This is a genomic window from Pseudomonas sp. ADAK13 (genome assembly GCF_012935715.1).
In the GTDB taxonomy this organism is placed as follows: Bacteria; Pseudomonadota; Gammaproteobacteria; order Pseudomonadales; family Pseudomonadaceae; genus Aquipseudomonas.
Genome location: NZ_CP052860.1, coordinates 867,565 through 889,351, shown reverse-complemented (window position 1 = coordinate 889,351; position 21,787 = coordinate 867,565). Strand labels below are relative to the sequence as shown.

Here is a 21,787-nt window from a genome sequence, read left to right as displayed (position 1 = left end):
TCTGCGTGGGAATGCATCCCGTGACGCTCTGCGTCACCATTGCGCAGGGCAAAAAATCGCGTCGGCCGCAGGACGCAGAGCGTCCAATTCGGCATTCCCACGCAGAGCGTGGGAACGATCGAATGCGTCTACAGTTAAAGCGGTGCTTCCACCGGCCCGGCCCGTCCGCTAAGGTGCGCGGCTTGGTTTTCTTCTTTTTTGCAAAAGGCCCGGCATGACCGCGACAAACAAAGACCCACTGCACGGCGTCACCCTGGAACAGGTCCTCACCGCACTGGTGGCGCATTACCAATGGGAAGGCCTGGCCGAGCGCATCAACATCCGCTGTTTCTCCAGTGACCCGAGCATCAAGTCGAGCCTGTCGTTCCTGCGCAAGACGCCGTGGGCACGTGAGAAGGTCGAGGGTCTGTACGTGAAGTTGATGCGCACCAAGCGGCCGGTCGAGGATTGAGGTGAAACGTCACCTTATCGGCCTGGCAGCCCTCGGCGGTTGGGCTGGCCTGGCGCTGCAGCAGTACATCATTTTCTATTTTCGCTGGGTTGATGGCGCGAGCCTGTTGCCGGGCCTGGTGAATTTTTTCAGCTTCTTCACCGTGCTCACCAACACCCTGGTGGCGGTGGTGTTGACCCATGCCTGGGTGCAACGGCCAACGGCAGCGAGCCGGTTTTTCCTCGGGCCGGTGGTCAGCAGCGGCATCGCCGTGAGCATTGTGGTGGTCAGCCTCGCCTACAGCCTGTTGCTGCGGCATATGTGGGCGCCTGCAGGCCTGCAGTTTATGGCGGACGAGTTGCTGCACGACGTGATGCCGTTGGTGTTTGTGGTGTATTGGTGGTGCTGCGTACCCAAGGGCAGCCTGCGGCTCAAACACATCGGGCTGTGGGTGATCTACCCGGTGGTGTACTTCGCGTATGCGCTGTTGCGCGGGTATGTGTGGGGGCTGTATCAGTACCCGTTCATTGACGTGGACAAGCTGGGTTATCCACAGGTGTTTATCAATGCCGGGGGGATTCTGGCGGGGTTCGTGCTGGTGGCGCTGGCAGTGGTGGGGCTGGACAGGCTTGCCAGCCGCCACCGCTGAGTTCTATTCCTCGCTGGCGTCGGCGCGCCAGTAGCCCACGGCCTTGAGGGACGCCTCATTCACCTTGTGCTGATCCAGCAACACCCGCCGTACCTGGCGCGACAGTTTGGCCTCGGTGGCGACAAAGCTGTACAGCGAACCGCCCGGCAACGTGAGGTTCTGCACGGTTTCAAGCAGGTCGTCCTGGCCGCGTACCACCCAGATCACTTCAACCTCGGCAGCGCTGTGCAGCGGCTGCTGTTCCGCCGTATTTTCGATCTCGATGACCGCCAATACCTTACGCCCTGCCGGTAATTCCTCGGCGCGCCGGGCAATGGCCGGAATCGCGGTTTCATCGCCGATCAGCAAGTAGCTGTCGAAGATATCCGGCACGATCAGCGAGCCCCGTGGCCCACCGATATGCAGGTGCTGGCCGACCTTGGCCTGTTCGGCCCAGGTGGACGCAGGGCCATCGCCGTGCAGCACGAAGTCGATCTCCAGTTCGCCAATCTCCAGGTCAAAACGCCGTGGCGTGTAGTCCCGCATGGCGGGTGCAGGGCCGTCGCCCTGGAGGCTGAAGTTCGGGTCGTCCAGCGCCGCTTGCTCGGCGGCGTTCTGCGGGAACAGCAGCTTGATATGGTCGTCGGCACCCAGGCTCACAAACCCGGCCAGTTGCGGCCCGCCAACGGTGATACGGCGCATGCGCGGGGTGATATCCACCACCTTCAGTACTTCCAGGCGGCGGCGTTTGATCTCGTGCATGACGCGGTGGATTTCGAGTTTATTCGGTTCAGTCATTGGGCTTGCTCCGGTACAGGTTGAACAGCCGGACCGTCGACGATGGCCTGGGCCGTGGTGTTGAGCAGGGCGGCAACCCGGACGATTTCTTCCGGGCTCCAGCGTCCGTGGTGAAGCTGCAAGGCATGGCGCAGGTTGTGCACCGCCTCGTGAATTTCCGGCGGGCGGTCATGGCCACGCAGGGAGCGCTTGCTCACGTCAATGCGCATGCGCACGCCTTCCAGGGCAATTGCTTGCTCACTTAAGGAAAGACGTCCGGCGTCGGTGATTGTGTAGCGTTTTTTTCCGCCTTCGGCGTCGCCGCTGATCATTTCGCTTTCTTCAAGGAAGGTCAGGGTCGGGTAGATCACGCCGGGGCTGGGGCTGTAGGCGCCATCGAACAGGCCTTCGATCTGGCGGATCAGGTCGTAGCCGTGGCATGGCTGTTCGGCGATCAGCGCCAACAGCAGCAGTTTCAGGTCGCCGGGGGCGAATACCCGCGGGCCGCGGCCGCCGCGTTCGCGGCCTGGGCGTTTCTCGAAGCCGTCGCGGCCCTCGCGGTGGGAATGATGGTCTCTCATATCCAGGTGCTCTCTCTCTTGGTTTAGATACAACTTAAGATATATCTTTGTGAGCGAGCAACCTGACCAGACGAACGGTCATCCCACCTAAGCGTTTGCTCGCCTCCCTCCCGAGGCCGGTTCAGTCGGCCTGTTCGCCAACCCGTTAGTTGGTTTTTATAAGTAATGACTATTGTTTTTTATAAGGTGTAATCCTATTCTTACAGACTTCCCGCTTACAAATAATTCTCATTAAATTGCATGTAGTCTAGTTCTTACAGACAATTTTTTAGTTTTGGCAAAGTGCCATAATTTTCCTATGTGTCTTGGTGTGACAAAGCTACGCAACTCAGCGAATCGGACGGCTTTTTTATTAAAAATCGCCATGGATAATTGCCCGGCGTCGAACGAATGACAGAAATGCAATGCAAGTAGTTGGAAAAACCAATACTTCAAATCCCTTTCTGGAAAGCGTTAAACGCTTAACAAGTCCTGCGTGCAACTGCGACAGGATACCGTTGTGATATTTAATATTATGTGGGCGTCTGCAAATGAATTCTAAAGTGAAAACTGCGCTGTTAACTCTCGGCCTGCTGGCAGGTTCGATCTCTGTAGCCAATGCTGCGGATGGAACGGTTACGTTTTTGGGGTCTGTGCACTCGGGTGCTTGCTCTATCAAGCCTGAATCCGTAGATCAGTCGGTTCACCTTGGCGCGATCGCAAAGCATCAGCTGGAAACCGGTGGCCGGTCTCAGTCCCGCCCTGTGCGTATCGAACTGGAAGGCTGCGACCTGTCCAGCCTCACCGATAACACCGTCACCACTACCTTTACTGGCGCGCCATCGGGCGCTGTGCCTGGCGCCATCGGCACTGTCGGTGGCGCGGGTGGCATCGGCGTCATGATGACCCATGGCGGCCGACCTGTCGTGCTGGGTACCCCTACGACCCCGCAGGTCATTTCCACCGGTAACAACACGCTGGAATTCGGTGCCTACGTACAAGGCCAGGCCACCGGCGCAATCGTTCCTGGTGAGTTCAGCGCGGTCACCAATTTCACCTTGGCTTATCAGTAAGTTTTTCCCCCGCCACTTCAGGTGGCGGGGGGAAGCTGGCGGGAGGTTCAGGTGAAAACATTCATAAGTCTCGCTATCGCCTCCTCATTGACGATGTTCATCAGCCCTTGGGTGTTCGCGCAGGCGGATGCGCAAGGCGATGGGGTCGTCACGCTGGGAGGCGTGATCATCGATTCAGCCTGCGGGCTGGAAGCGGCCACTGTCGATCAAACCATCGAGATGGATTCCGAACCCATCGGCCGGCTTCTACGAGACGGACAGGGGCAGAAACATCCCTTCCAGTTGCGTCTGGTGAACTGCTCGGTGACTCGTCCCGACCCCTCGCGCCCCGGCGTAACGCTGCCGGATTGGGAACACCTGCGCGTGACATTCGACGGCCCTTCCGACCGGGGCGGGCGCTCCTTTGCTGCTTTTGGTGGCTCACAGGGGGTCGCCTTCCATATCCAGGATGCGGCGGGTGAAGAGAGTGTTCCGGGAGTGCCGATGGCGCTGCATCCGGTGATTGATGGCGACATGACGCTCAACTACACGGTGCACTTGGTGGGCAACGGAGTGCCGCTCTTGGCGGGGGATCACACGGCCGCCGTGCGGTTCAAGTTGGAATACTTTTGAAGAGTGATGGGTTGCTTGCATGTGGAATGCGTTGAAAGTCATACATAAGCTTCGCCCGGGCTTCTTTGGCGGGTTGATATCACTGGCAGGAACTGCAATGGGAGCCGGGGATATTGAATTTAATACCGACGTGCTTGATCTGAGTGACCGCACCAATATTGACTTGTCTCGATTTGCACGCAGCGGGTTTATCTTGCCCGGCAACTACGCGATGGTGGTGCAGTTAAATACCCAGCCAATGACTGAATACTCAGTGGCGTTCTATCCTCCTGATAATGATCCCAAGGGAAGTCAGGCCTGTTTATCCCCGGAACTTGTAGAACAGTTGGGCCTGAAACAGTCCGGCGTGGCCAAACTGCGCTGGTGGAAAGACGGCCAGTGCCTGGACCCTGAAGGCTTGCCCGGTATGGAGGTGAGCGCCGACCTGGCCACCTCCACGCTGAGCATCAGCCTGCCTCAGGCCTATCTGGAATACAGCGCCATCAACTGGGACCCGCCTTCACGTTGGGATGAAGGGGTGCCGGGGCTGCTGGTCGACTACAACATGACGGCGCAGTCGAGTTACCGCCGGCACGACGGTACCCGCAATGACCTCACGGGTAACGGAACCGTCGGGGCCAATGCGGGGGCCTGGCGCCTGAGGGCGGATTGGCAGGGGCGTGTCGAGAAAGACCGGGAATCGTCGGCCCGGCGGCAAAAACTGGAATGGAGCCGTTACTACGCGTATCGCGCCCTTCCTGAGATGAAAGCGCGCCTGGTGGTGGGCGAGGACTACCTGTATTCGGACCTGTTCGACAGCTTTCGTTTTACCGGGGCCGGGCTCAAGTCGGATGAAAGCCAGCTGCCACCCAACTTGCGCGGTTACGCGCCGGAAGTGGTTGGCGTCGCCAAGACCAATGCCAAAGTCATCATCAGCCAGCAGGGCCGTGTGCTGTATGAAACGCTGGTGGCGGCAGGACCGTTTCGTATCCAGGACCTGAATGACGCCGTGTCCGGCAGGCTGGATGTGCGGGTGGAAGAGCAGGACGGTTCGGTACAGAAATTCCAGCTCGATACGGCCGGTGTTCCCTACCTGACACGTCCCGGGCAGGTGCGTTACAAGCTGTCTGCCGGGCAGCCGTCCAACCTTCAATACCACGACGACGGTGCCTTCTTTGGTACCGGCGAGTTCTCCTGGGGCATCAGCAACGGCTGGTCGCTGTTGGGCGGTGCGATATTGGATAACAACTACCGTGCGCTGTCGGCCGGGGTGGGGCGTGATCTGCTGGCGTTCGGGGCCATCTCGGTGGACGTGACAGAGTCCCGCGCACACCTTTGGAACGAGACGCTCACGGGTAAATCCTACCGGCTTCAATATTCCAAGCACTTCGAACAGTACGACAGCCAGGTCACCTTCGCGGGTTACCGGTTCTCCGAAAAGAACTTCCTGAGCATGAGCCAATACCTGGATGCCAAGCATTACGGGATGAACGGCGAACTCGGCGGGCGGGGCGTGTATGACCAGAACGGTGAGCTTGTTGAACACTGGAGGCCGATTGGCGGCAACAAGGCCCTTTATACAGTCACGGTGAACAAGCAGTTCCGTGACCTGGGCGCCACCGTCTACGCCAGCTACAACAAACAAACGTACTGGAACCGGCCGCAGACCCAGCGCTGGAACCTGTCGGCGTCACGCTACTTCAATTTTGGCACCGTCAAAAACCTGAACATGTCGCTGAACGTCTACCGCACCCGGGAGTACCACCATAAGGATAACGGGATGTCGCTGACAGTCAGTTTGCCGTTCGGGCGCAGCGGCACACTCTCGATGGATGCCAGTAGAACCGGGGGTGATAACGGCTTTTCAACGCGCTTCAGCGACCGCATCGACGAGCGCAACAGCTACCAGTTGGGTGCCAGCGATAACTCCGCCAACGGTTACCTGAGTCATATCGGGGACCAGGCCGACATCGACCTGAGCGCGAGTACCCAACAAGGCAATAACCGAACCCTCAGTGCGTCTGTTCGCGGTGGCGGCACGCTCACGCCTTACGGCGCGGCGCTCCACCGTACAACCAGTGCCGGCGGAACTCGGTTGATGGTCGACACCGGTGGTGTGCCCGACGTGCCGATACGGGGTTATGGCACGCCGACCCGCAGTAACGCCTTCGGCAAGGCGGTCATTTCCGATATCAGCAGCTATCAGCGTACGGCGGCCAGCGTCGATCTGGAGCGCTTGCCGAACAACGTCGAAGCCACTCAATCCGTGACCCAACTGACCCTCACCGAAGGGGCGATTGGTTACCGGTCGCTGGAGGTGATTAGCGGTACGAAAGCCATGGCTGTTCTTCGTCTGCCGGATGGCAGTGCACCGCCCTTTGGCGCGACGGTGCAGAACATGAAACAGCAGGACACCGGGGTGGTGAATGACGGCGGGGATGTCTACCTGAGCGGCATTCAGGCCGGCGAGAAGATGATCGTCAGTTGGGGCGGCGCTGAACGATGCCTCATCGAACTGCCTGTGATTTTACCGGCTGATGGCCTGACCGATGCCCTGCAACTGCGCTGCCAAATGGTAGCCGTGGATCAATCCTTGCCCGAGCCAGCAGCGCTGACCGGCGAGCGTAACGATATGGAGAACACACCCTCATGATGCTGAACATACGCCTCACCTGCCAGGCCTTCGCGCTGTTGGCCCTGGCCTTGAGCCAGGGCGCCAACGCCGCGGTTGCCCTGGACCGTACCCGAGTGATTTTTGATGGCGGCAAGGATGCCACCAGCGTGAACATCACCAATAACAACACCCAATTGCCGTATCTGGCCCAGGGCTGGATCGAGGATGAAGCGGGCAAAAAAATAACCTCGCCCTTGATCGTGCTGCCGCCGGTTCAACGATTGGAGCCCGGCAAACAAAGCCAGGTGAAAGTTCAGGCGTTGCCGGCGGTCAAGTCGCTGCCCCAGGATCGGGAGACCGTCTTCTACTTCAACCTGAGGGAAATTCCGCCCCGCAGCGACAAGGCCAACACCCTGCAAATTGCCCTGCAAACCCGGATCAAGTTGTTTTACCGGCCCAAAGCGATTGCGCCCAGCCAGCAAGACCTGTCCACCCCCTGGCAGGAGAAGCTGACCCTTACCCGCCAAGGCGACCTGTATCAGGTGAACAACCCCACGCCTTACTACGTGACTCTGGTGGACGCACGCAGCAGCAAGGACGGCAACACCGTGGAAGGTTTCGAGCCGGTGATGGTCCCGCCGAGAGGTTCGCAAACTATGGGGCCAACGGCCAAGGCACTCGGCACAACCCCCTATCTGGCCTACGTGAATGATTACGGCGGACGCCCGCTGCTGGCGTTCACCTGCAGTGGCGAAACGTGCAACGTGAACGTGCAAGCCTCGCAGCCTAGTCAGTAGTGCCTGCTGCCGGAGAAAGTCATGAAGTTAGACAACGTGAAGGTCTTGGGCTGTCTGTTACTGGCCTTGATGGCGAGTGCCCACGCCCTGGATGAAGAAGATATCGAGGGCATGGTGGGCCGGCTGAATATCCGCGGGGCCATGCATGAAATGCCTTGCAGCCTGGAGATGACGTCCGTCCATCAAACGATCGACCTGGGCGCCATCTCTGCCGGCCAGTTGCAACGGCCTGGGGATCAGGCGACCGCCAAGACGTTTCAGCTGCGTTTCAAGGATTGCCAGCGCACCGCCGGCAAGATCGCCAGTGAGCGTACGGGGAACCTGACATGGAGTGCCCACCAACCCGTGCTGTCGGTGGCGTTTAACGCGCCTGCCGATGCCGATGACCCACGGCTGGTCAAGGTGCAGGGCATCACCGGGATGGGCCTGCGTTTGACCGATGTCGAGGGCCGGGATGTACAGCTGGGCTCAAGGGGCGAGCCGCTGTTTTTGCCTCTGGGCGACAGCACTCAAACCTGGAATGTGCAGCCCACGCGCACCTCCGCGCCATTGACCAGCGGGGCATTTCGGGCCGTGGTGGATTTCAGGCTCAACTATGAGTAAGGGCAGAGCGATGGCTAAGTTAACCGGCTCGCGAGCCATGTTTATCGGTGGGTGCCTGTTGTGGGCGGTCAGCCAGAGTGGGCAGGCGGCAACCAACCTGACCATCCGCGCGGTCATCATCGCGCCGCCGCCGTGTGTGATTAACGGCGGCAGCACGCTCAATGTGCCGTTCGGCAATGACCTGCATACGACGCGCATTGATGGCGTCACGTATCGCCGGGATGTGCCGTATACCGTCAGTTGCACGCCCCCTGTCTACAGCAATGCAATGACCCTGGAGCTCAAGGGCGTTGGCGCAGCGTTTGATAGCAACGTGCTCTTGACCCGCAAGGCGGACCTTGGGGTAAAGCTGTTCGTCAACGGTGCTGACTGGCCGCTGAATACGGCGGTGAGATTTACCCATCCCAACTTTCCCGTCGTACAGGCAGTGCCGGTCAAACGGGCGGGCAGCACGCTGACGGGCGGGGCCTTTGATGCCACCGCCACCCTCGTGATCGAGTACCAATAATGAGGAACGATCAATGACTTTTTGGTCGCAGCGAGCGTTGCTCGCCTTGTGTTCCATCGGCCTTTGCAGTGGTGCGTCGGCCAACGTGACGTTCACTGGAACGCTGAACGAACCCCCGCCCTGCACGATTGATTCTGGAAGCACGATTGAAGTGGACTTTGGCGATGTCGGCACAAAGCGTGTCGACGGCGTGAAATACCGCAGGACGGTCGGCTACACCATCCGATGCGGCCCCTCCACGCTGCCGTGGTTGCTGAGGTTGAGCATCAACGGCACCGCCACGACGTTTGACAACTCAGCGGTGCAGACCAGCGTGCCCGAGCTGGGTATTCGGCTGTTTCAAAACAACCTGCCGTTTCGACTCAATACGCCGCTGGACATCACCTTGTCGTCACCGCCGACATTGGAAGTGGTACCCGTCAAGCAGCCGGGTTCTGTTCTGGCCCCCGCCCGGTTTACAGCGGTGGCCACGTTGTTGGCCGAATACCAGTAGGAGTCGAGTCTATGCGACATGAAAGGGTTCATAAGGGCTGGTCATGTGCCGGGTTGGCAATACTGCTGACCTTCGGCCTGACCTCCACTGGGCATGCGGTGGATAACCTGAGGTTCAAGGGCAACCTGGTCGAGCAGGCTTGCACGATCCGGCCGGGAGACGAGGCCATCACGCTGGAGCTCTGGGACGTTGCCAGCAAGCACCTCTATATCAACACGCGCACGGTGGGCAAAGGTTTCAGGCTGCACCTGGACGACTGTGACACCACCATCAGCGAGTCGGTCAGCATCACGTTCGGCGGTGTGGAGAACCGTGAATTACCCGGGTTGTTTGCGCTGGATGGTGGAAGCGGCGCCTCAGGTATCGGGCTCGGTATAGAAACGCTGAGCAATAAGCTACTGCCCGTGAATACCGCCAGCGACGAACAGCGGTTGACCAATGGCAACAACGTCATTGAGCTCAAAGCCTATGTGCAGGGTGAGCCGAACGCCATCAGGGATCAGACCATTGGGCATGGTGCCTACAGGGTGAGCTCTATTTTTACGCTGGATTATCCGTAGTCGTGAACATCAGTTCGCAGGCGGAGCAACGAGAGAACAACATGAAACGACTTTATGGAGCCATTGTGCTCCTCTCCCTGATTGGCGTTACGACGACCGTGCAGGCCGTTGATTGCCGTGTGAATGGCGGAGCGTTCGTAACGGTAGGTGCCGGCCAGAATATAAACCTGCAGGTTCCTGTTACGGTCTTGCTGCAGACCGGCCCGGACCGAATCTCACTCGAAGGGGCGAGGCTTGAATGCCGATATACCATCGGCCCTCAGACGCCCTCCGCGGGGGAGGACTACTGGACAACCGGAAACGGTGCCCCCTGGACGCCAGGGCCAAAATTCGCTCGGGAAGGCACCGGCTTACGAGTAAACGGAGTCTTCCGAAACACCCCTGTTCCTATTGGCATTCGAACCAACACCATGCCTGACAACAGGGTGATTTACCCGATCGATATCACCCCCTACATTTTGACGCGCAACAATCCGGTGACGCCGATTGATATTCGAGTAGGGGACAATCTTGGAACGCTACGTGTAGTCCAGACAAACAATACAGGCAGCGGTTCGTCGCAACTCACCGTCACTTACACCGCCGCCAACAACTTCACCGTCTCCCCCTCAACCTGCACGATCAACAATAACAACCCGATCGTGATCGACTTCGGCAACGTACACCAGAGGGCAATCGGCACCGACCCGCTGACAACGTCCGTGCGCAGCGACCGCAGGCTGAACTACTCGTGCCCCGGCCCGGGGAGTGTTACCAGCCCGATCACCATTACCTACCAAGGCACGCCGTCGTCGTTCAATTCAAACCTGCTGACGATGAGCAATCCGGATGTGGGGACGGCGCTTGTTCGTGGGGGGAGTGCGGTGAGGGTAAACGGCTCGTTCCTAAGCCAGATCACCAACAACTCCGGGGGCGACGATGTGACGTTTGCGCTGGTCTCGCGATCGGGATCCCTGCCTGCCGCCGGGCCCATAAACGGGAGCGGTGTACTGATAATGGGCGTGCCCTGACAAGGCTCACGGCCTGGCACCGTACCTGTGGCGAGCAGCCAGGCCTGCTCGCCAGATAACGGTGATGTTTAGAGTCGGGTGGAGAGCACTGTCTGCCGATTGGTCATGCCGGTGGCCCTGGTCATGGCCTCGCGGGTCAGGCGGCGCATCCATTCTTTTTCGTTGTAGCCCAAGTCATTGAGCAACCTGCCGTACAGCTCATCCGACAGGGCGTTGCCCGAGAGCACTACGCTTTCGGGCACCTCCAGTTCATCGGCAAGGTGCTTGAGCGATTGCTTCAGCGCGTCCTTCTGCTCCGGGCCCAGGTCCTGTGAGCCTGCCCATTGCGCCTGCGCTTCCTGCAACTCATCCAGCTTGAAAAACTTCTCGGTGTAGCGCTGCTCGTTGTCGCGATACTCGCGGTCGTGGCTGTCGCGCAGGTACTGTTCCCAGTAGGGTTCGAGCAGCATCTGGTTCACCAGGCCGTCGCCTTCACTCAGTTCCAGCACGGTGGTGTGCGCCTGGTCAATCTGCGCTTGAGTCACATTGGCCGTCAGCCGGTACAGCATGTGGTCCGACAGCCACGGCAGGTCCAGCTTGTCTGCCAGAGATGTCTGATACGCCAGGTACACCTCCACTTCGTCCACTTCACCGGGTTCCCCATCGAGCATCTCCGAGCGCAGGCGTTGGCCCAGGCCGCCTTTGTCGACGGGCTTGAGGCGGTGGGCGATGTCTTCCTGGATGATTTTTTCCAGTTGTCTCAGGTGCGCGCGCCCCTTGGCCAGGGTGACCAGCCTGTTCGCCCGTTCGCCGTCCGACAGCGAGTAGCGTTGGGCCTCGGTGGCGAGGACTTCGATGCCCAGGTTGTTGAAAATCTGCGCGCCCCCATCGGCACACAGGCCGGGGAAACTCGACAGCTTGAACAGCGTTTCCCGCAGCGGGGTGTCGACGCTGGCGGCGAGGATCAGTTGCCATACTCGTTGGGTGAGTTCGGTGCGATTGGTTTCAATGCGTTGCTGGTCCAGCTCGGTCTGGGCATGGTTTTGCAACTCCAGGGACTTGAGCACTTCAAACAACCCCTGGGAGCCATGCTCTTGCTCCAGCGTGTCCCACAACAGCTTGCGATAGTCGTGCAGTTGCGGGTCCATCGCTTCCAGCCAATAACCGCTGTCGCCCTTGGGGTCGTAGGTGCGATTGGGGTCCAGCCCGGCGGCGAGGCGGTAACTTTCAAAGCGCAGGCGTTGTTCGTTCGACAAGGCGCTACGGTCGAGGCGTGTGCGGGCGACCAGTCCGGCGTGCGGGGTGTCCGGCGGGAAGTTGGGCACCCACTCAATCCGATTGCCTCGCAGGTCCAGCAAAAAGTCTCGGCTCGCGGGGTGTACAAAGATCCCGGTGGGCCACGAGGTAATCTGGGTTCGGCTCAATAGCAGGCGGCGCAGGTTGGGCATTTTTGAGATGTCCGGTGCGCGGCGCAGGGGGTTGTTATCCAGTATCAGGTGTTCCATGCGTCGCAGGTTGGCCAGGCGCGGCTCGTCGTCGGCATCCAGTTCAATGAGGTTGTCGCTGAGGTCGAGGTGTTTCAGAAAGCGCATGTCGCCGATGGCCGCGGGGAGTTCATCCAGCTGGTTATGGCTCAGGTCCAGCGAGCGCAGGGCCGGGAAGGCCTGGAGAAACGGCGCGTGGTCCTCGGAGAAGGTGTTGTGGGTAATCACCAGGCGGGTCACGTGCTCGAAACCGCTGTGCAGGTCGGGCAATCTGTCGGGCAAGACGATGCCTCGCAGGTCCAGTTCGGCACCCTGCTGCACATGGCCCCAGGCATCGGTGTGTTCGGCCATGCGGTCTTCCCAGCAGCGGTACAGGGCATCGGCGACAAAATGCCTCGCGGCTTTTTCTGCGCGGTAATCCCGGCTGTCCTTGGGGTGGCGGCTGGGGGCGCGCTTCCACGTTTCCAGCACTCTGCGCAGCCTGTGGTTCTCGGCCGTCAGTTGATTGAGGACGGTGCGCATCTGCGCGGGGCCGATGTTGTCGATAAATCGGTTGAGTCGTTGTTCGCCCATTGAAGGAAACAACAGTTGCAGGACTTCCCGGCTGTGGGTCGCTTCGGTGTGCTGAGGCGCACGCGGGTGCCGGCTGGCGCCGGGGCCCCTGAGCAACTGGCTGGTCTGTTTGTCCACCGTGCTGCGTTCTGGTGGTCGCGCCAGCACCCGGCGGCGCTCGGCGAGGGTGTGGAGTTTCTCCATCAACCAGCGTTTCAGCTCGGCACCCTGGCCGGGTTTTTGGCCCGGAACGGGGACGGCGTGCAGCAGCGATTCATACAGGTCATCGAGCCCGCTCAATCGCTGTTGGGCCTGATCGAACACTTCATAGCCCTGGTGATTTTTGCGCACCAGAATCCGCCGTTGCGATGCGTTCGCCGGGCCCGCCTCGCAGCGCAACGGGCCGTCCGGGGTCTGCTCGCGGATCTCCAGGTGCAGGTCGGCGAAGGCATCGCTGTGCAGTTTCAGGGTGTTGAGGGCCATGCGTTCGGTGCCCGGCGTGATGGGCCAGGGTGTGTAAAAGCCTGCGTAGGCCTGGTTGGCGTCGGCGACGAAACCCAGTTCCTGGGCCTGGTTGAGCAGCCGCAGTGGCAGGTGATTTTCTTCCATGGCTTGGCGCTCGGTGCGGTTGGCGGTCTGGACGACGGATTGGGCAAGGGTTGAGTCGAGATCGGGCAATGGTTGACGCAGCAGACGCACGAACGGGTCGCTGGACTGGTCCTTGATCTGGTGGATGTATTGCCCGATGTCGCCGGTTTGCGTGGCCACATAGTCGGCCAACTGATCCCGCAGCACCTGCACCCGTTCAGTATCGGGCACGTCCCGGCCGAGCAAGGTGCGCACGGCACTGTCGTCGAGAAAACCCAGCACCTTCTCCGGCAATTTTCCGGCCATCACGTCCCCGAGGCTGACTTTCAGGGTTGCGGTTGGAAGCGCATCGGGCTTGGTGTAGGTGCGTGAATCCCCGGTCAGGTCGGCACGGGTGAACACCTGCAACGCGGTGTTTTCCGGCCAGCCAGGGAGCTCGGTGACGGTCTGTTCGAACCACGCCGATGACGGGTCTGCGGGCAGCGGCGAGCCGGCGCGCAGGGTCTCGCTCGCTTCTTTTGCGACATGCCAGGCTTCGTAGCGCTTGAACGTCGCCTCCAGCAACGGCGGTGTGGGCCGGTTGTACACGTACACGCCGCGCAACACGTCTTCGTCGGTGGCGCTGATGCGCCGTACCTGCTGCAGTTCGAGATCGCTGAAGGCCTGGGTGCGGTGCCCGAGGCGACGCATCAGGGTGGTGCTGTCCCAACTGCGGGGCTGCTCCGCCTCGTGGGCGAAGGCGCCCTGCTCATTAAAAAATACCTTCGGCGCGTAGGCGCCCGGGCGCTGCGGATGGGGGATGCGATGGATGCCTTCTTCGGCGACCGTGTGCACTTCGTAATGGTCGTTGTCCAGCGCCAGAATCTGTTTGCCCTGGTGTTGATGTAACCCGCGGGTGTCGGGTTTTGCATCGATGGGCAGCTCCAGGTTTTTCAGCGCATAGGGCGCGAGGTCCGGGTTCCACAAGCGCAGGGCGCCGTCGGGCATTTCCACCGGTTTAAGCCCTTCGACAAACGCCGAGAGCTTCACGCGTGCGAACGAGCCCAAGGCACTGCCGGCGGCAAACAAGGCAAATTGCTCAAGACTGCTTAGTACTCCGAGCAGATGATCCGTGGCTTCAAGCCCCTGGCCCTCGGACCAGTCGACTATGCCTTCAAACACGTCATCGGCGAGCTGATAAGCCGTGTAGGCCAGCATCAATTGCCCCAGCACCGGCACAAAGGGTGTCACCACCAGCAACGCCACATTGAGGATGTCCGAAAGGATTTTTTCCAGATTGTCCCACCACGCCCAGCGCGCGTGCCGGTCGGCGAGGGCGGTGGACACGGCGATCTCCTGGGCATCATTGAGCACCTTGTTCAGCTTGAGCCGGTACTGGTAGTTCCACAGGTCATTTTCGGTGCTGAGGCTGGAGCGGTTCTGATAATCCTCGGCAATGTCCTGCAGGCGAAATTGCAGGTTGGGCGTGTCCACCGGGGTGTCTTTCCAGGTCGGCTCGGGGTCGGTGGCTGCCTTCTGGTGCCAGCGCACCCGGCTGAGACGGCTATTCAGGTTGGCAAAGAAATAGCCCCGTTCCGCCTGTGCCACGAACTGGCTGAAAAACGCCTGGTAGCGCTGGGTGTCACGCAACTGGCGGGTGAGTGCCTGCATGAGCGCGGCAGGTGACGGGTATTCCTTGAGCGGGTGCTCGGGGTCTTCGGGCACATAGGCCAGCAGCCGGCCAAGGGGGATCGGCGAGTCGGGGGAGGGGCAGAACACCACGATTCCCGTCAGAGCGGTGTTCATCAGGCGCAGGGTGTAGGGCTTGAGCAGGCGACCATCAAGTCGGGGTTGCTGGCCGGCAATCAGGCTGAGCAATGCGCTGTGTGCGTCCGGTGCAATATCGCGCTTGGCCAGGGCCAGGTGGGCGGCGACGGCGAGGGCGTTTTTCTGGCTGGCAATCACGTCGAGGCGCAGGGTGCGTGCCACGCTGCGGTCGTTGAACCCCAGCGTTTCCTTGAGGCGCACCTGGTAGCGGGCGCCGATGTCCAGTGCGCGGCAGATGTCCTTGAATTGCTCGGCGGTCAGCACGGCGCCGGTGCTGCGGTGGCGCAGGGTGAGGATGTCGCGTTGCCCGCGCGGGTCTTCGGCAGACAAAAAGGCATGGTCCACAAAGCGGTCGGAGGCGGCGAAGTTGTGCAGGGCCGCCTCCAGTAAAGACACCGTGCGGCTGGTCACGCCTTCGGTGATGTCCCGTGCCCACCAGGCCAGGTCGGCCTTGGCATACAGGCGGATGAAGGTGGCCCGGACGTCGATGTCGCCGTAGTAGGCCAGCGCATTTTTGAGCAAGGGTTCGGCAAAGGCCTGGACGTCATTGAGGTCGCGAAAGGTCTGGTCCAGGCGGTTCTGGCTGTGCCATTGGGCGGCGATTGCAGCCTTGAGCTGCGGATGATTCAAGGCCTGTGGATAAGGCCGGGCGGTCTGGCGCGGGGTGTTTTTGAGTGATCGCACACGTTCAGGTGAGGCGCTTTTTATCCACAGGGGCAGCGCGTTTTTGAAGTGTTGGTAATGCGCACCTTTGAAGTCATCGGCGGGCGTTTGGGAAAGAGGGTCGGGCATGGGGAGAACCTGAATAAAACAAGAATTGCCATTCAGTCTATTCAGGGCGGGGGCTTTGGATAAGTTCGAATACTGGCTGGAAAACCGCACGGAACCAGCGGAAAAATGCGCCTATAAAGCGCATGTCTAGCCCCTGCTTTTCAGCGCGCGGCGTTAGTGGGAAGTACCTGGCACAGGGTGTTGTTTCCCGGCTGCAAATAGGGCGTGAGAATCGGCGCCATGCCCTTGAGCACCTGCACCGGCAACGCCGAGGTGAACTTGAAACCCTGGGCCGAGGCGCCGGGTACAAACGCGGTCAGCGCGCCGAAATGGTGGTCGCCGATATAGAACACAAACGTTGCGGTGCGGTTGATCGCCTTGGAGCTGAGGATCCGCCCGCCGGCACCGATGGCTTCGATCCGGTTGTCGCCGGTGCCGGTCTTGCCGCCCATGGCCAGCGGTGTGCCGTCGGCCAGGTTGAAACTGCCGGACACGCGGCGTGCGGTACCGGCGTCCACCACTTGCGACAAGGCTCCGCGCAGGGCGGTGGCGACCTCCGATGGCATGACCCGCTTGCCCCGATTGGGGTCGTTGATCAGGCGGGTTTCATAAGGCGTGTCGGCGGCAAAGCGCAGGCTGTCGATGCGCAGCGTGGGTTGGCGCACGCCGTCGTTGAGGATGATCCCCACCAGTTCCGCGAGGGCGGCCGGGCGGTCGCCGGAACTGCCGATGGCGGTGGCCAGCGACGGCACCAGGTGGTCGAACGGGTAGCCGACTTTTTGCCAGCGCTGATGAATATCGAGGAAGGCTTCGATCTCCAGCATGGTGCGGATGCGGCTGTCGCGGGCGCTCTTGTGGCGGCTTTTGAACAGCCAGCTGTAAACCTCCTGGCGCTCGTGTTCACTGGCGGCGGTGGCCTGGGTGAAGGTGGCGTCGGGGTTGTTCAGCAGGTAGCCCATCAGCCACAAATCCAGTGGGTGGACCTTGGCGATATAGCCTTGGTCGGGCAGGTCGTAGGCGCCCGGGCCGTAGTTCTGGTAGAGCTTGTCGAGGCGCTCGTCGGTGAGTTTTTCGGTGCTTTTCACGCTGCTCAGGTGTGAGCGGATAAAGCTGTTGAAGCTCGACTGGCTGGCGTTGGGCAGCAGGTAGCGGTGCACGGCGGCCAGGCGTATGGCGGTGGGGTGCATGCTGTCGAGGAAGGTGTCGAGGCGGGCCTGGGTGTTCTTGTTGCGGTACTTTTTCCAGAACTTCAGCAGGAACGTGGTGCCTTCGCGGTCGGCAAACTGGGCCAGGTATTCCTGGCGGCGCGGGTCGTTGTCGTCCTTGAGCAATTCGGCGCTGTTGTTCGGGCCCTGGTAGGTGCTGTAGCGCACCAGGTCGCGCATCAGGCGAATGAACGGCAGGTTGATGGACTCGCGCAACGCTTCGATCAACGTCGGGTTACGGCCGTTGTCCTGGCTGCGAAAGTTGTGGAAGTGGTGCAGGCCGCCACCGGTGAAAAAACCTTCGCTGGTGTTGGCCGAGTATTGGCGATTGAGGGCCGCGTCGAGCATGGCCGGCAGGCTGCGGTCGCTGTTCTGGGTCAGGTAGTCGAGGGCCCAGCGGGTGATGCGGTCCTGGTCGTCCACTGGGACTTTGCGCAGCTCGGCAGCCGGCATCGCGCCGTATTTGTCGTGCAGTTCACTGACGATTTGCAGGTAGGTGGTCATCACCCGCAGCTTGGCGGTGGAGCCCAGTTCCAGCTTGCTGCCCTCGTTGATGTCGAAGGGCTGGTCGGTGCTATCGGTCTGCACCCGCACCCGTGCGCCGTCGGGTGTCATCTCGTAGAGGTTGAAGCTGTAGCGCACCTGGGCGGTGCTGGCGGATGTCAGCAAGGTGGGGCCGATCAGGCCGATCTGCGCGGCGAAGGCCGGGTCGGCGAGGTGCTTGAGGTAAGCGCTGGCCTGGCGTTGCAGGTCGGCTTGCAAGGTGCTGGTGGCGGCGAGATCGAGGCGGTCGAGGTCGTACAGCGGCTGGTTGAGCAGCGCGGCCAGGCGCGTACGGGCGACGGTGATGCCCTTGTTGCTTTCGATCGGCTGGATCGTTGGCTGCTGTTGCCAGTCGCGGTAGGTGATTTTACTGGCGAGGGCAGCCTTGGCCAGCGCCGGGTCGATCACGTTGTTTTGCGCAAGCAGGCGGATGTGGCTGTCAGTGAGGTCGGCCAGTTCCTTGTGGCCCTTGGACAAATAATGAGACGGGCGGCGCTGGGCGATCATCAGCGACAACACCTCGCGCAGGGCCAGGCCTTTTTGTGGCAGCTGTTTGGGGTCGGTGCTGTTGAGCAATGCATTGGTCTGGTTGAAGTCGGCGCCGTACCACACGCGCAGACCTTCGGCCATGCCGTGCACTTCACCGTGGCCGGGTACCGCCGACAGGGGCACGCTGTTGAGGTAGTCGCGCACGATGTCTTGGCGGGCGGCGAGGGTTTGCGGGCCGTCCTGGTAAGCCCGCACGCTGGCGGAAATCATCTGGCGGATTTTCTCGCCGCCGGACAGGGTCAGGCCGTCGGGCGAGTGGCGGTATTTCTCCAGTTGAGTGGCCAGGGTACTGCCGCCTGCCGTCTGGCCGGGCAGGTGCAAGAGCTTCGCCACCTGTGACCAGGCGGCCTTGGCAAAGCGCGGCCAGTCCACGGCGGGGTTGAGTTGGGGATTTTTCGGGTCCAGCAGGTCGCGGTCTTCGATAAACAGCAGGCTGTTGACCACCACCGGCGGAATCGCCGCGAAGCGTGGGTAGAACTGCTGTGGATAGGTGAACTGATACAACGGCGCGGCGCGGCAATCGGTGATGGTCAGGCCGGCCTGGATCTTTTCCGGGTAGGGCACAAACAGGCCGCGCTGGGCGTAGACCATCAGGTCGGGGGAGAAGCGTGCTTGTGCCTGGATCAGGTAGTCCCGCTTGATCAGGCGCGGCAGGAATTCGCCCAGGGCACTGTAGCCCAGGCGCTTGTCGAACGGCCCGGCCCCGGGATAAACCCGCGCATCGCTTGGGCCTGCATGCATTTGGTAGGTGAGGGTTGACGCGAGGTCGGTGAAGGTTTTGGCCTGCAGCCGTGAGGTGTGCATTTCCCTCAGGGCGGCAAAGCCCAGGGCGATCAGCGCAATCAGCAGCACCAGCCAGACCAGCCGCCACCACAATCGCCGGCGGGGAGGGGGGCTTTGTGGCAATGGCTGTTCATCCGGGCTATCGGTGGATACCGCAGCCTTGGTCGAAGCGTTTTGCCATAAAGCGCCCATAGTCGATTGATCCATTTACGTAGATTGATCGGACTTGGTTGAAGCTTAGACGGTGGTGGGCGAGTGGGGGGGATTTGTGAATATTCGCTTCCTGAGACGAAATCGTTCGTTCTGTGGGGAAGGGGCTTTTTGTGGTGAGGGGACAAGCCCCCTTGCCACAGGAAAAATCAGAGCCAGGCAGCATCCCACAGCGGGTAGTCACCAATGTTCTCGACCAGACCCGCACGCAACGGGTTGGCGATGATATAGCGGGCGATTTTGCGAAGGTCTTCATCGGTACGCACTGCTCGGTCATGGTAGCCGAGTTGCCAGAATCGCTCTTTGCTTCCGCGTGCGCGATTAATGGTGAGGGTGCTCCGGGATTTGGTCCGTCCCACGGCGTGCGACAACTTTGTATCCTGCAGCTCAAACAACCAATGAAAGTGATCTGGCATGACAACCCATGCCAGAGAGTCAACCATGCCCAATTCATGGGTCTTCCTGAATTCTGCTACCAGTAGTCTTCCCAAGTGGAAGTCGTTGAACAGGGGCTGTCGATTGTGAACTACGGCGGTGATCAGGTAAGGGCGGCCTGATTCTGAATATCGACCACGGCGTAATAGATGAGAGTTGGGCTGGTGAAGCATTCCGTTGCTCCTTGGGGGAAGTAGTCAATTGACGCTAGCAGTTGCTGTGGAGTGCTCCCTTGCAGTTCAGTGTCAGCGTGTTTCGCGTAGGTACCTTTTTGTGGCAAGGGGGCTTGTCTGTGGCGAGGGGGCTTGTCCCCCGTCGGGTTGCGAAGCAGCCCCAAAACCTGCCATGAGGATCTGCCTGAAGAAATGCGGTGTCTTTACTGGGGCTGCTTCGCAGCCCAACGGGGGACAAGCCCCCTCGCCACAGGAGAAACCTCTCTCCACAGGTCATGCGTATGACCCACAACTGTCGCCCTAGAGCCTCCCCCCACCGGTAAATCCGCCAAAGGTAGGGGCATGACGCTGCACCATTACCGTGCAATACTCGCCGCCGTTTGTTGGCGATGATTCCTACGCGGAACAGGTAATGCTCCTCCGCCAAAGGGGCCTTTACCGCGATTTCCCGCTGAATCTTGTCGTTTATAGAGTGAAAACCCCTGGGTTTAGCTTTTTATACTGCACCCCCGCTGATCTGGCCCGGCCAGACGGTCTTGCCCAAAAGGCAGGCCCGCTATCAGGACGCCCCGGCCACCCGCCGCGACGCCCCGGACTCGGTGGCTCATATCCAATAACAAGACGAGGTTGTATCCCTATGCCAGCTGGCAATCACCTGCCCCATGGCGAGACCGCTCAGGGCGGTCCGCTGAAACGCGAACTCGGCGAACGGCATATTCGCTTGATGGCCCTCGGCGCCTGTATCGGTGTCGGTCTGTTCCTGGGCTCGGCCAAGGCCATTGAAATGGCCGGCCCGGCAATCATGCTGTCCTACATCATCGGCGGCCTGGCGATCCTGGTGATCATGCGCGCCCTCGGCGAGATGGCCGTGCACAACCCGGTCGCCGGTTCGTTCAGCCGTTATGCACAAGACTATCTCGGCCCGCTGGCGGGCTTTCTCACCGGCTGGAACTACTGGTTCCTGTGGCTGGTGACCTGCGTCGCGGAAATCACCGCCGTCGCCGTGTACATGGGCGTGTGGTTCCCCGATGTGCCCCGCTGGATCTGGGCCCTTGGTGCACTGGTCAGCATGGGCACCATCAACCTGATCGCGGTCAAGGCGTTCGGTGAGTTCGAGTTCTGGTTCGCGCTGATCAAGATCGTCACCATCATTGCCATGGTGATCGGCGGCGTCGGCATCATCGCGTTCGGTTTCGGCAACGACGGCGTGGCGCTGGGGATTTCCAACCTGTGGGCCCACGGCGGCTTCCTGCCCAACGGCGTAACGGGCGTGTTGATGTCCCTGCAAATGGTGATGTTCGCCTACCTGGGCGTCGAGATGATCGGCCTGACCGCCGGTGAAGCGAAGAACCCGCAGAAGACCATCCCGAGTGCTATCGGCTCGGTGTTCTGGCGCATCCTGCTGTTCTACGTCGGTGCGTTGTTCGTGATCCTGTCGATCTACCCGTGGAACGAAATCGGCACCCAGGGCAGCCCGTTCGTGATGACCTTCGAGCGTCTTGGCATCAAGACCGCCGCCGGCATCATTAACTTCGTGGTGATCACTGCGGCGTTGTCGTCATGCAACGGCGGTATCTTCAGCACCGGGCGCATGCTCTACAGCCTGGCGCAGAACGGCCAGGCCCCGGCCACGTTCGGCACCACGTCGAGCAACGGTGTACCCCGCAAGGCGCTGCTGCTGTCGATCTTCGTGTTGTTGCTGGGCGTGCTGCTCAACTACATGGTCCCGGAAAAAGTCTTTGTGTGGGTGACCTCCATCGCCACCTTCGGCGCGATCTGGACCTGGCTGATGATCCTGCTGGCCCAGCTCAAGTTCCGGAAGAGCCTGAGCCCGGCCGAGCAAAAAGCCCTCAAGTACCGCATGTGGCTGTACCCGGTCAGTTCTTACCTGGCGCTGGCGTTCCTGCTGCTGGTGGTGGGCCTGATGGCGTACTTCCCGGATACCCGCGTGGCGCTGTATGTCGGCCCGGCGTTCCTGGTGCTGCTGACGGTGTTGTTCTATGTGTTCAAGTTGCAGCCGACCCAGGCTGCGGCGCGCACCGCGAGCTGATTTTTCGGTGCTCAA

Annotated in this window: 17 protein-coding genes; 12 read left to right on the top strand and 5 right to left on the bottom strand. The window is 60.7% G+C overall.

The features are described from left to right. Positions 1 to 214 precede the first annotated feature (214 nt). Together HKK54_RS04245 and HKK54_RS04240 are read left to right on the top strand one after the other, a co-directional pair. Positions 215 to 451 carry a VF530 family DNA-binding protein gene (locus HKK54_RS04245; RefSeq protein WP_003216406.1) on the top strand — a complete coding sequence of 79 codons (237 nt, stop codon included), beginning with the start codon at positions 215 to 217 and terminating at the stop codon, positions 449 to 451. A gap of 1 nt (position 452) precedes the next feature. Further along, on the top strand, positions 453 to 1,079 hold the full coding sequence (locus HKK54_RS04240) for a Pr6Pr family membrane protein (protein WP_169386230.1): 627 nt from the start codon (positions 453 to 455) through the stop codon (positions 1,077 to 1,079). Positions 1,080 to 1,082: 3 nt separating this feature from the next. Here HKK54_RS04240 and HKK54_RS04235 read toward each other — a convergent pair whose 3' ends face one another. Next, entirely contained in the window at positions 1,083 to 1,856 is a 774-nt protein-coding gene (locus tag HKK54_RS04235) for a siderophore-interacting protein (protein ID WP_169386229.1), read from the bottom strand. After that, complete coding sequence (locus HKK54_RS04230) at positions 1,853 to 2,416, bottom strand: PadR family transcriptional regulator (RefSeq protein ID WP_010170285.1); 564 nt, start codon at positions 2,414 to 2,416, stop codon at positions 1,853 to 1,855. Before HKK54_RS04230 ends, HKK54_RS04235 begins: the two co-directional genes overlap by 4 nt. A gap of 530 nt (positions 2,417 to 2,946) precedes the next feature. On the opposite strand from HKK54_RS04230, the gene HKK54_RS04225 reads away from it, so the two are divergent. The 9 genes from HKK54_RS04225 to HKK54_RS04185 are packed head-to-tail and all read left to right on the top strand — an operon-like array spanning position 2,947 to position 10,644. Then, positions 2,947 to 3,468: a fimbrial protein gene (locus HKK54_RS04225; RefSeq protein WP_169386228.1), complete on the top strand. Its 522-nt coding sequence runs from the start codon at positions 2,947 to 2,949 to the stop codon at positions 3,466 to 3,468. Positions 3,469 to 3,519: 51 nt separating this feature from the next. Further along, entirely contained in the window at positions 3,520 to 4,080 is a 561-nt protein-coding gene (locus tag HKK54_RS04220; RefSeq protein ID WP_010170279.1) for a fimbrial protein, read from the top strand. Between the two features lie 19 nt (positions 4,081 to 4,099). Next, positions 4,100 to 6,712: an outer membrane usher protein gene (locus HKK54_RS04215; RefSeq protein ID WP_169386227.1), complete on the top strand. Its 2,613-nt coding sequence runs from the start codon at positions 4,100 to 4,102 to the stop codon at positions 6,710 to 6,712. Beyond that, entirely contained in the window at positions 6,709 to 7,470 is a 762-nt protein-coding gene (locus HKK54_RS04210; protein ID WP_010170275.1) for a fimbria/pilus periplasmic chaperone, read from the top strand. Before HKK54_RS04215 ends, HKK54_RS04210 begins: the two co-directional genes overlap by 4 nt. A 21-nt stretch (positions 7,471 to 7,491) precedes the next feature. After that, positions 7,492 to 8,073, top strand: a complete 582-nt coding sequence (locus tag HKK54_RS04205; RefSeq protein WP_169386226.1) for a fimbrial protein — start codon at positions 7,492 to 7,494, stop codon at positions 8,071 to 8,073. 10 nt (positions 8,074 to 8,083) lie between these two features. Next, on the top strand, positions 8,084 to 8,581 hold the full coding sequence (locus HKK54_RS04200) for a fimbrial protein (RefSeq protein WP_169386225.1): 498 nt from the start codon (positions 8,084 to 8,086) through the stop codon (positions 8,579 to 8,581). 13 nt (positions 8,582 to 8,594) lie between these two features. Continuing rightward, positions 8,595 to 9,074 carry a fimbrial protein gene (locus HKK54_RS04195; protein WP_010170269.1) on the top strand — a complete coding sequence of 160 codons (480 nt, stop codon included), beginning with the start codon at positions 8,595 to 8,597 and terminating at the stop codon, positions 9,072 to 9,074. 11 nt (positions 9,075 to 9,085) lie between these two features. Continuing rightward, entirely contained in the window at positions 9,086 to 9,634 is a 549-nt protein-coding gene (locus tag HKK54_RS04190) for a fimbrial protein (protein WP_169386224.1), read from the top strand. Positions 9,635 to 9,675: 41 nt separating this feature from the next. Next, entirely contained in the window at positions 9,676 to 10,644 is a 969-nt protein-coding gene (locus HKK54_RS04185; protein ID WP_169386223.1) for a fimbrial protein, read from the top strand. A 68-nt stretch (positions 10,645 to 10,712) separates the two neighbouring features. On the opposite strand, the gene HKK54_RS04180 is transcribed toward HKK54_RS04185, so the two are convergent. The 3 genes from HKK54_RS04180 to HKK54_RS04170 form a co-directional block, all read right to left on the bottom strand. Beyond that, positions 10,713 to 15,845 carry an NEL-type E3 ubiquitin ligase domain-containing protein gene (locus HKK54_RS04180; RefSeq protein ID WP_169386222.1) on the bottom strand — a complete coding sequence of 1,711 codons (5,133 nt, stop codon included), beginning with the start codon at positions 15,843 to 15,845 and terminating at the stop codon, positions 10,713 to 10,715. Between the two features lie 140 nt (positions 15,846 to 15,985). Then, complete coding sequence (locus HKK54_RS04175; protein WP_169386221.1) at positions 15,986 to 19,096, bottom strand: transglycosylase domain-containing protein; 3,111 nt, start codon at positions 19,094 to 19,096, stop codon at positions 15,986 to 15,988. A 167-nt stretch (positions 19,097 to 19,263) separates the two neighbouring features. Continuing rightward, positions 19,264 to 19,722, bottom strand: coding sequence for an REP-associated tyrosine transposase (locus HKK54_RS04170; RefSeq protein WP_169386220.1), 459 nt, complete (start codon positions 19,720 to 19,722; stop codon positions 19,264 to 19,266). 637 nt (positions 19,723 to 20,359) lie between these two features. On the opposite strand from HKK54_RS04170, the gene HKK54_RS04165 reads away from it, so the two are divergent. After that, the gene (locus HKK54_RS04165) at positions 20,360 to 21,772 is read left to right on the top strand and encodes an amino acid permease (RefSeq protein WP_010170255.1); all 1,413 of its coding nucleotides are present in this window, start codon (positions 20,360 to 20,362) and stop codon (positions 21,770 to 21,772) included. Positions 21,773 to 21,787: the final 15 nt, after the last annotated feature.

Coding starts and splice junctions, on each gene's coding strand:
- HKK54_RS04245 (WP_003216406.1), top strand. CDS start 215: ATGACCGCGACAAACAAAGACCCACTGCACGGCGTCACCCTGGAACAG.
- HKK54_RS04235 (WP_169386229.1), bottom strand. CDS start 1,856: ATGACTGAACCGAATAAACTCGAAATCCACCGCGTCATGCACGAGATC.
- HKK54_RS04230 (WP_010170285.1), bottom strand. CDS start 2,416: ATGAGAGACCATCATTCCCACCGCGAGGGCCGCGACGGCTTCGAGAAA.
- HKK54_RS04225 (WP_169386228.1), top strand. CDS start 2,947: ATGAATTCTAAAGTGAAAACTGCGCTGTTAACTCTCGGCCTGCTGGCA.
- HKK54_RS04215 (WP_169386227.1), top strand. CDS start 4,100: ATGTGGAATGCGTTGAAAGTCATACATAAGCTTCGCCCGGGCTTCTTT.
- HKK54_RS04210 (WP_010170275.1), top strand. CDS start 6,709: ATGATGCTGAACATACGCCTCACCTGCCAGGCCTTCGCGCTGTTGGCC.
- HKK54_RS04205 (WP_169386226.1), top strand. CDS start 7,492: ATGAAGTTAGACAACGTGAAGGTCTTGGGCTGTCTGTTACTGGCCTTG.
- HKK54_RS04200 (WP_169386225.1), top strand. CDS start 8,084: ATGGCTAAGTTAACCGGCTCGCGAGCCATGTTTATCGGTGGGTGCCTG.
- HKK54_RS04195 (WP_010170269.1), top strand. CDS start 8,595: ATGACTTTTTGGTCGCAGCGAGCGTTGCTCGCCTTGTGTTCCATCGGC.
- HKK54_RS04190 (WP_169386224.1), top strand. CDS start 9,086: ATGCGACATGAAAGGGTTCATAAGGGCTGGTCATGTGCCGGGTTGGCA.
- HKK54_RS04185 (WP_169386223.1), top strand. CDS start 9,676: ATGAAACGACTTTATGGAGCCATTGTGCTCCTCTCCCTGATTGGCGTT.
- HKK54_RS04180 (WP_169386222.1), bottom strand. CDS start 15,845: ATGCCCGACCCTCTTTCCCAAACGCCCGCCGATGACTTCAAAGGTGCG.
- HKK54_RS04175 (WP_169386221.1), bottom strand. CDS start 19,096: ATGGGCGCTTTATGGCAAAACGCTTCGACCAAGGCTGCGGTATCCACC.
- HKK54_RS04170 (WP_169386220.1), bottom strand. CDS start 19,722: ATGCTTCACCAGCCCAACTCTCATCTATTACGCCGTGGTCGATATTCA.
- HKK54_RS04165 (WP_010170255.1), top strand. CDS start 20,360: ATGCCAGCTGGCAATCACCTGCCCCATGGCGAGACCGCTCAGGGCGGT.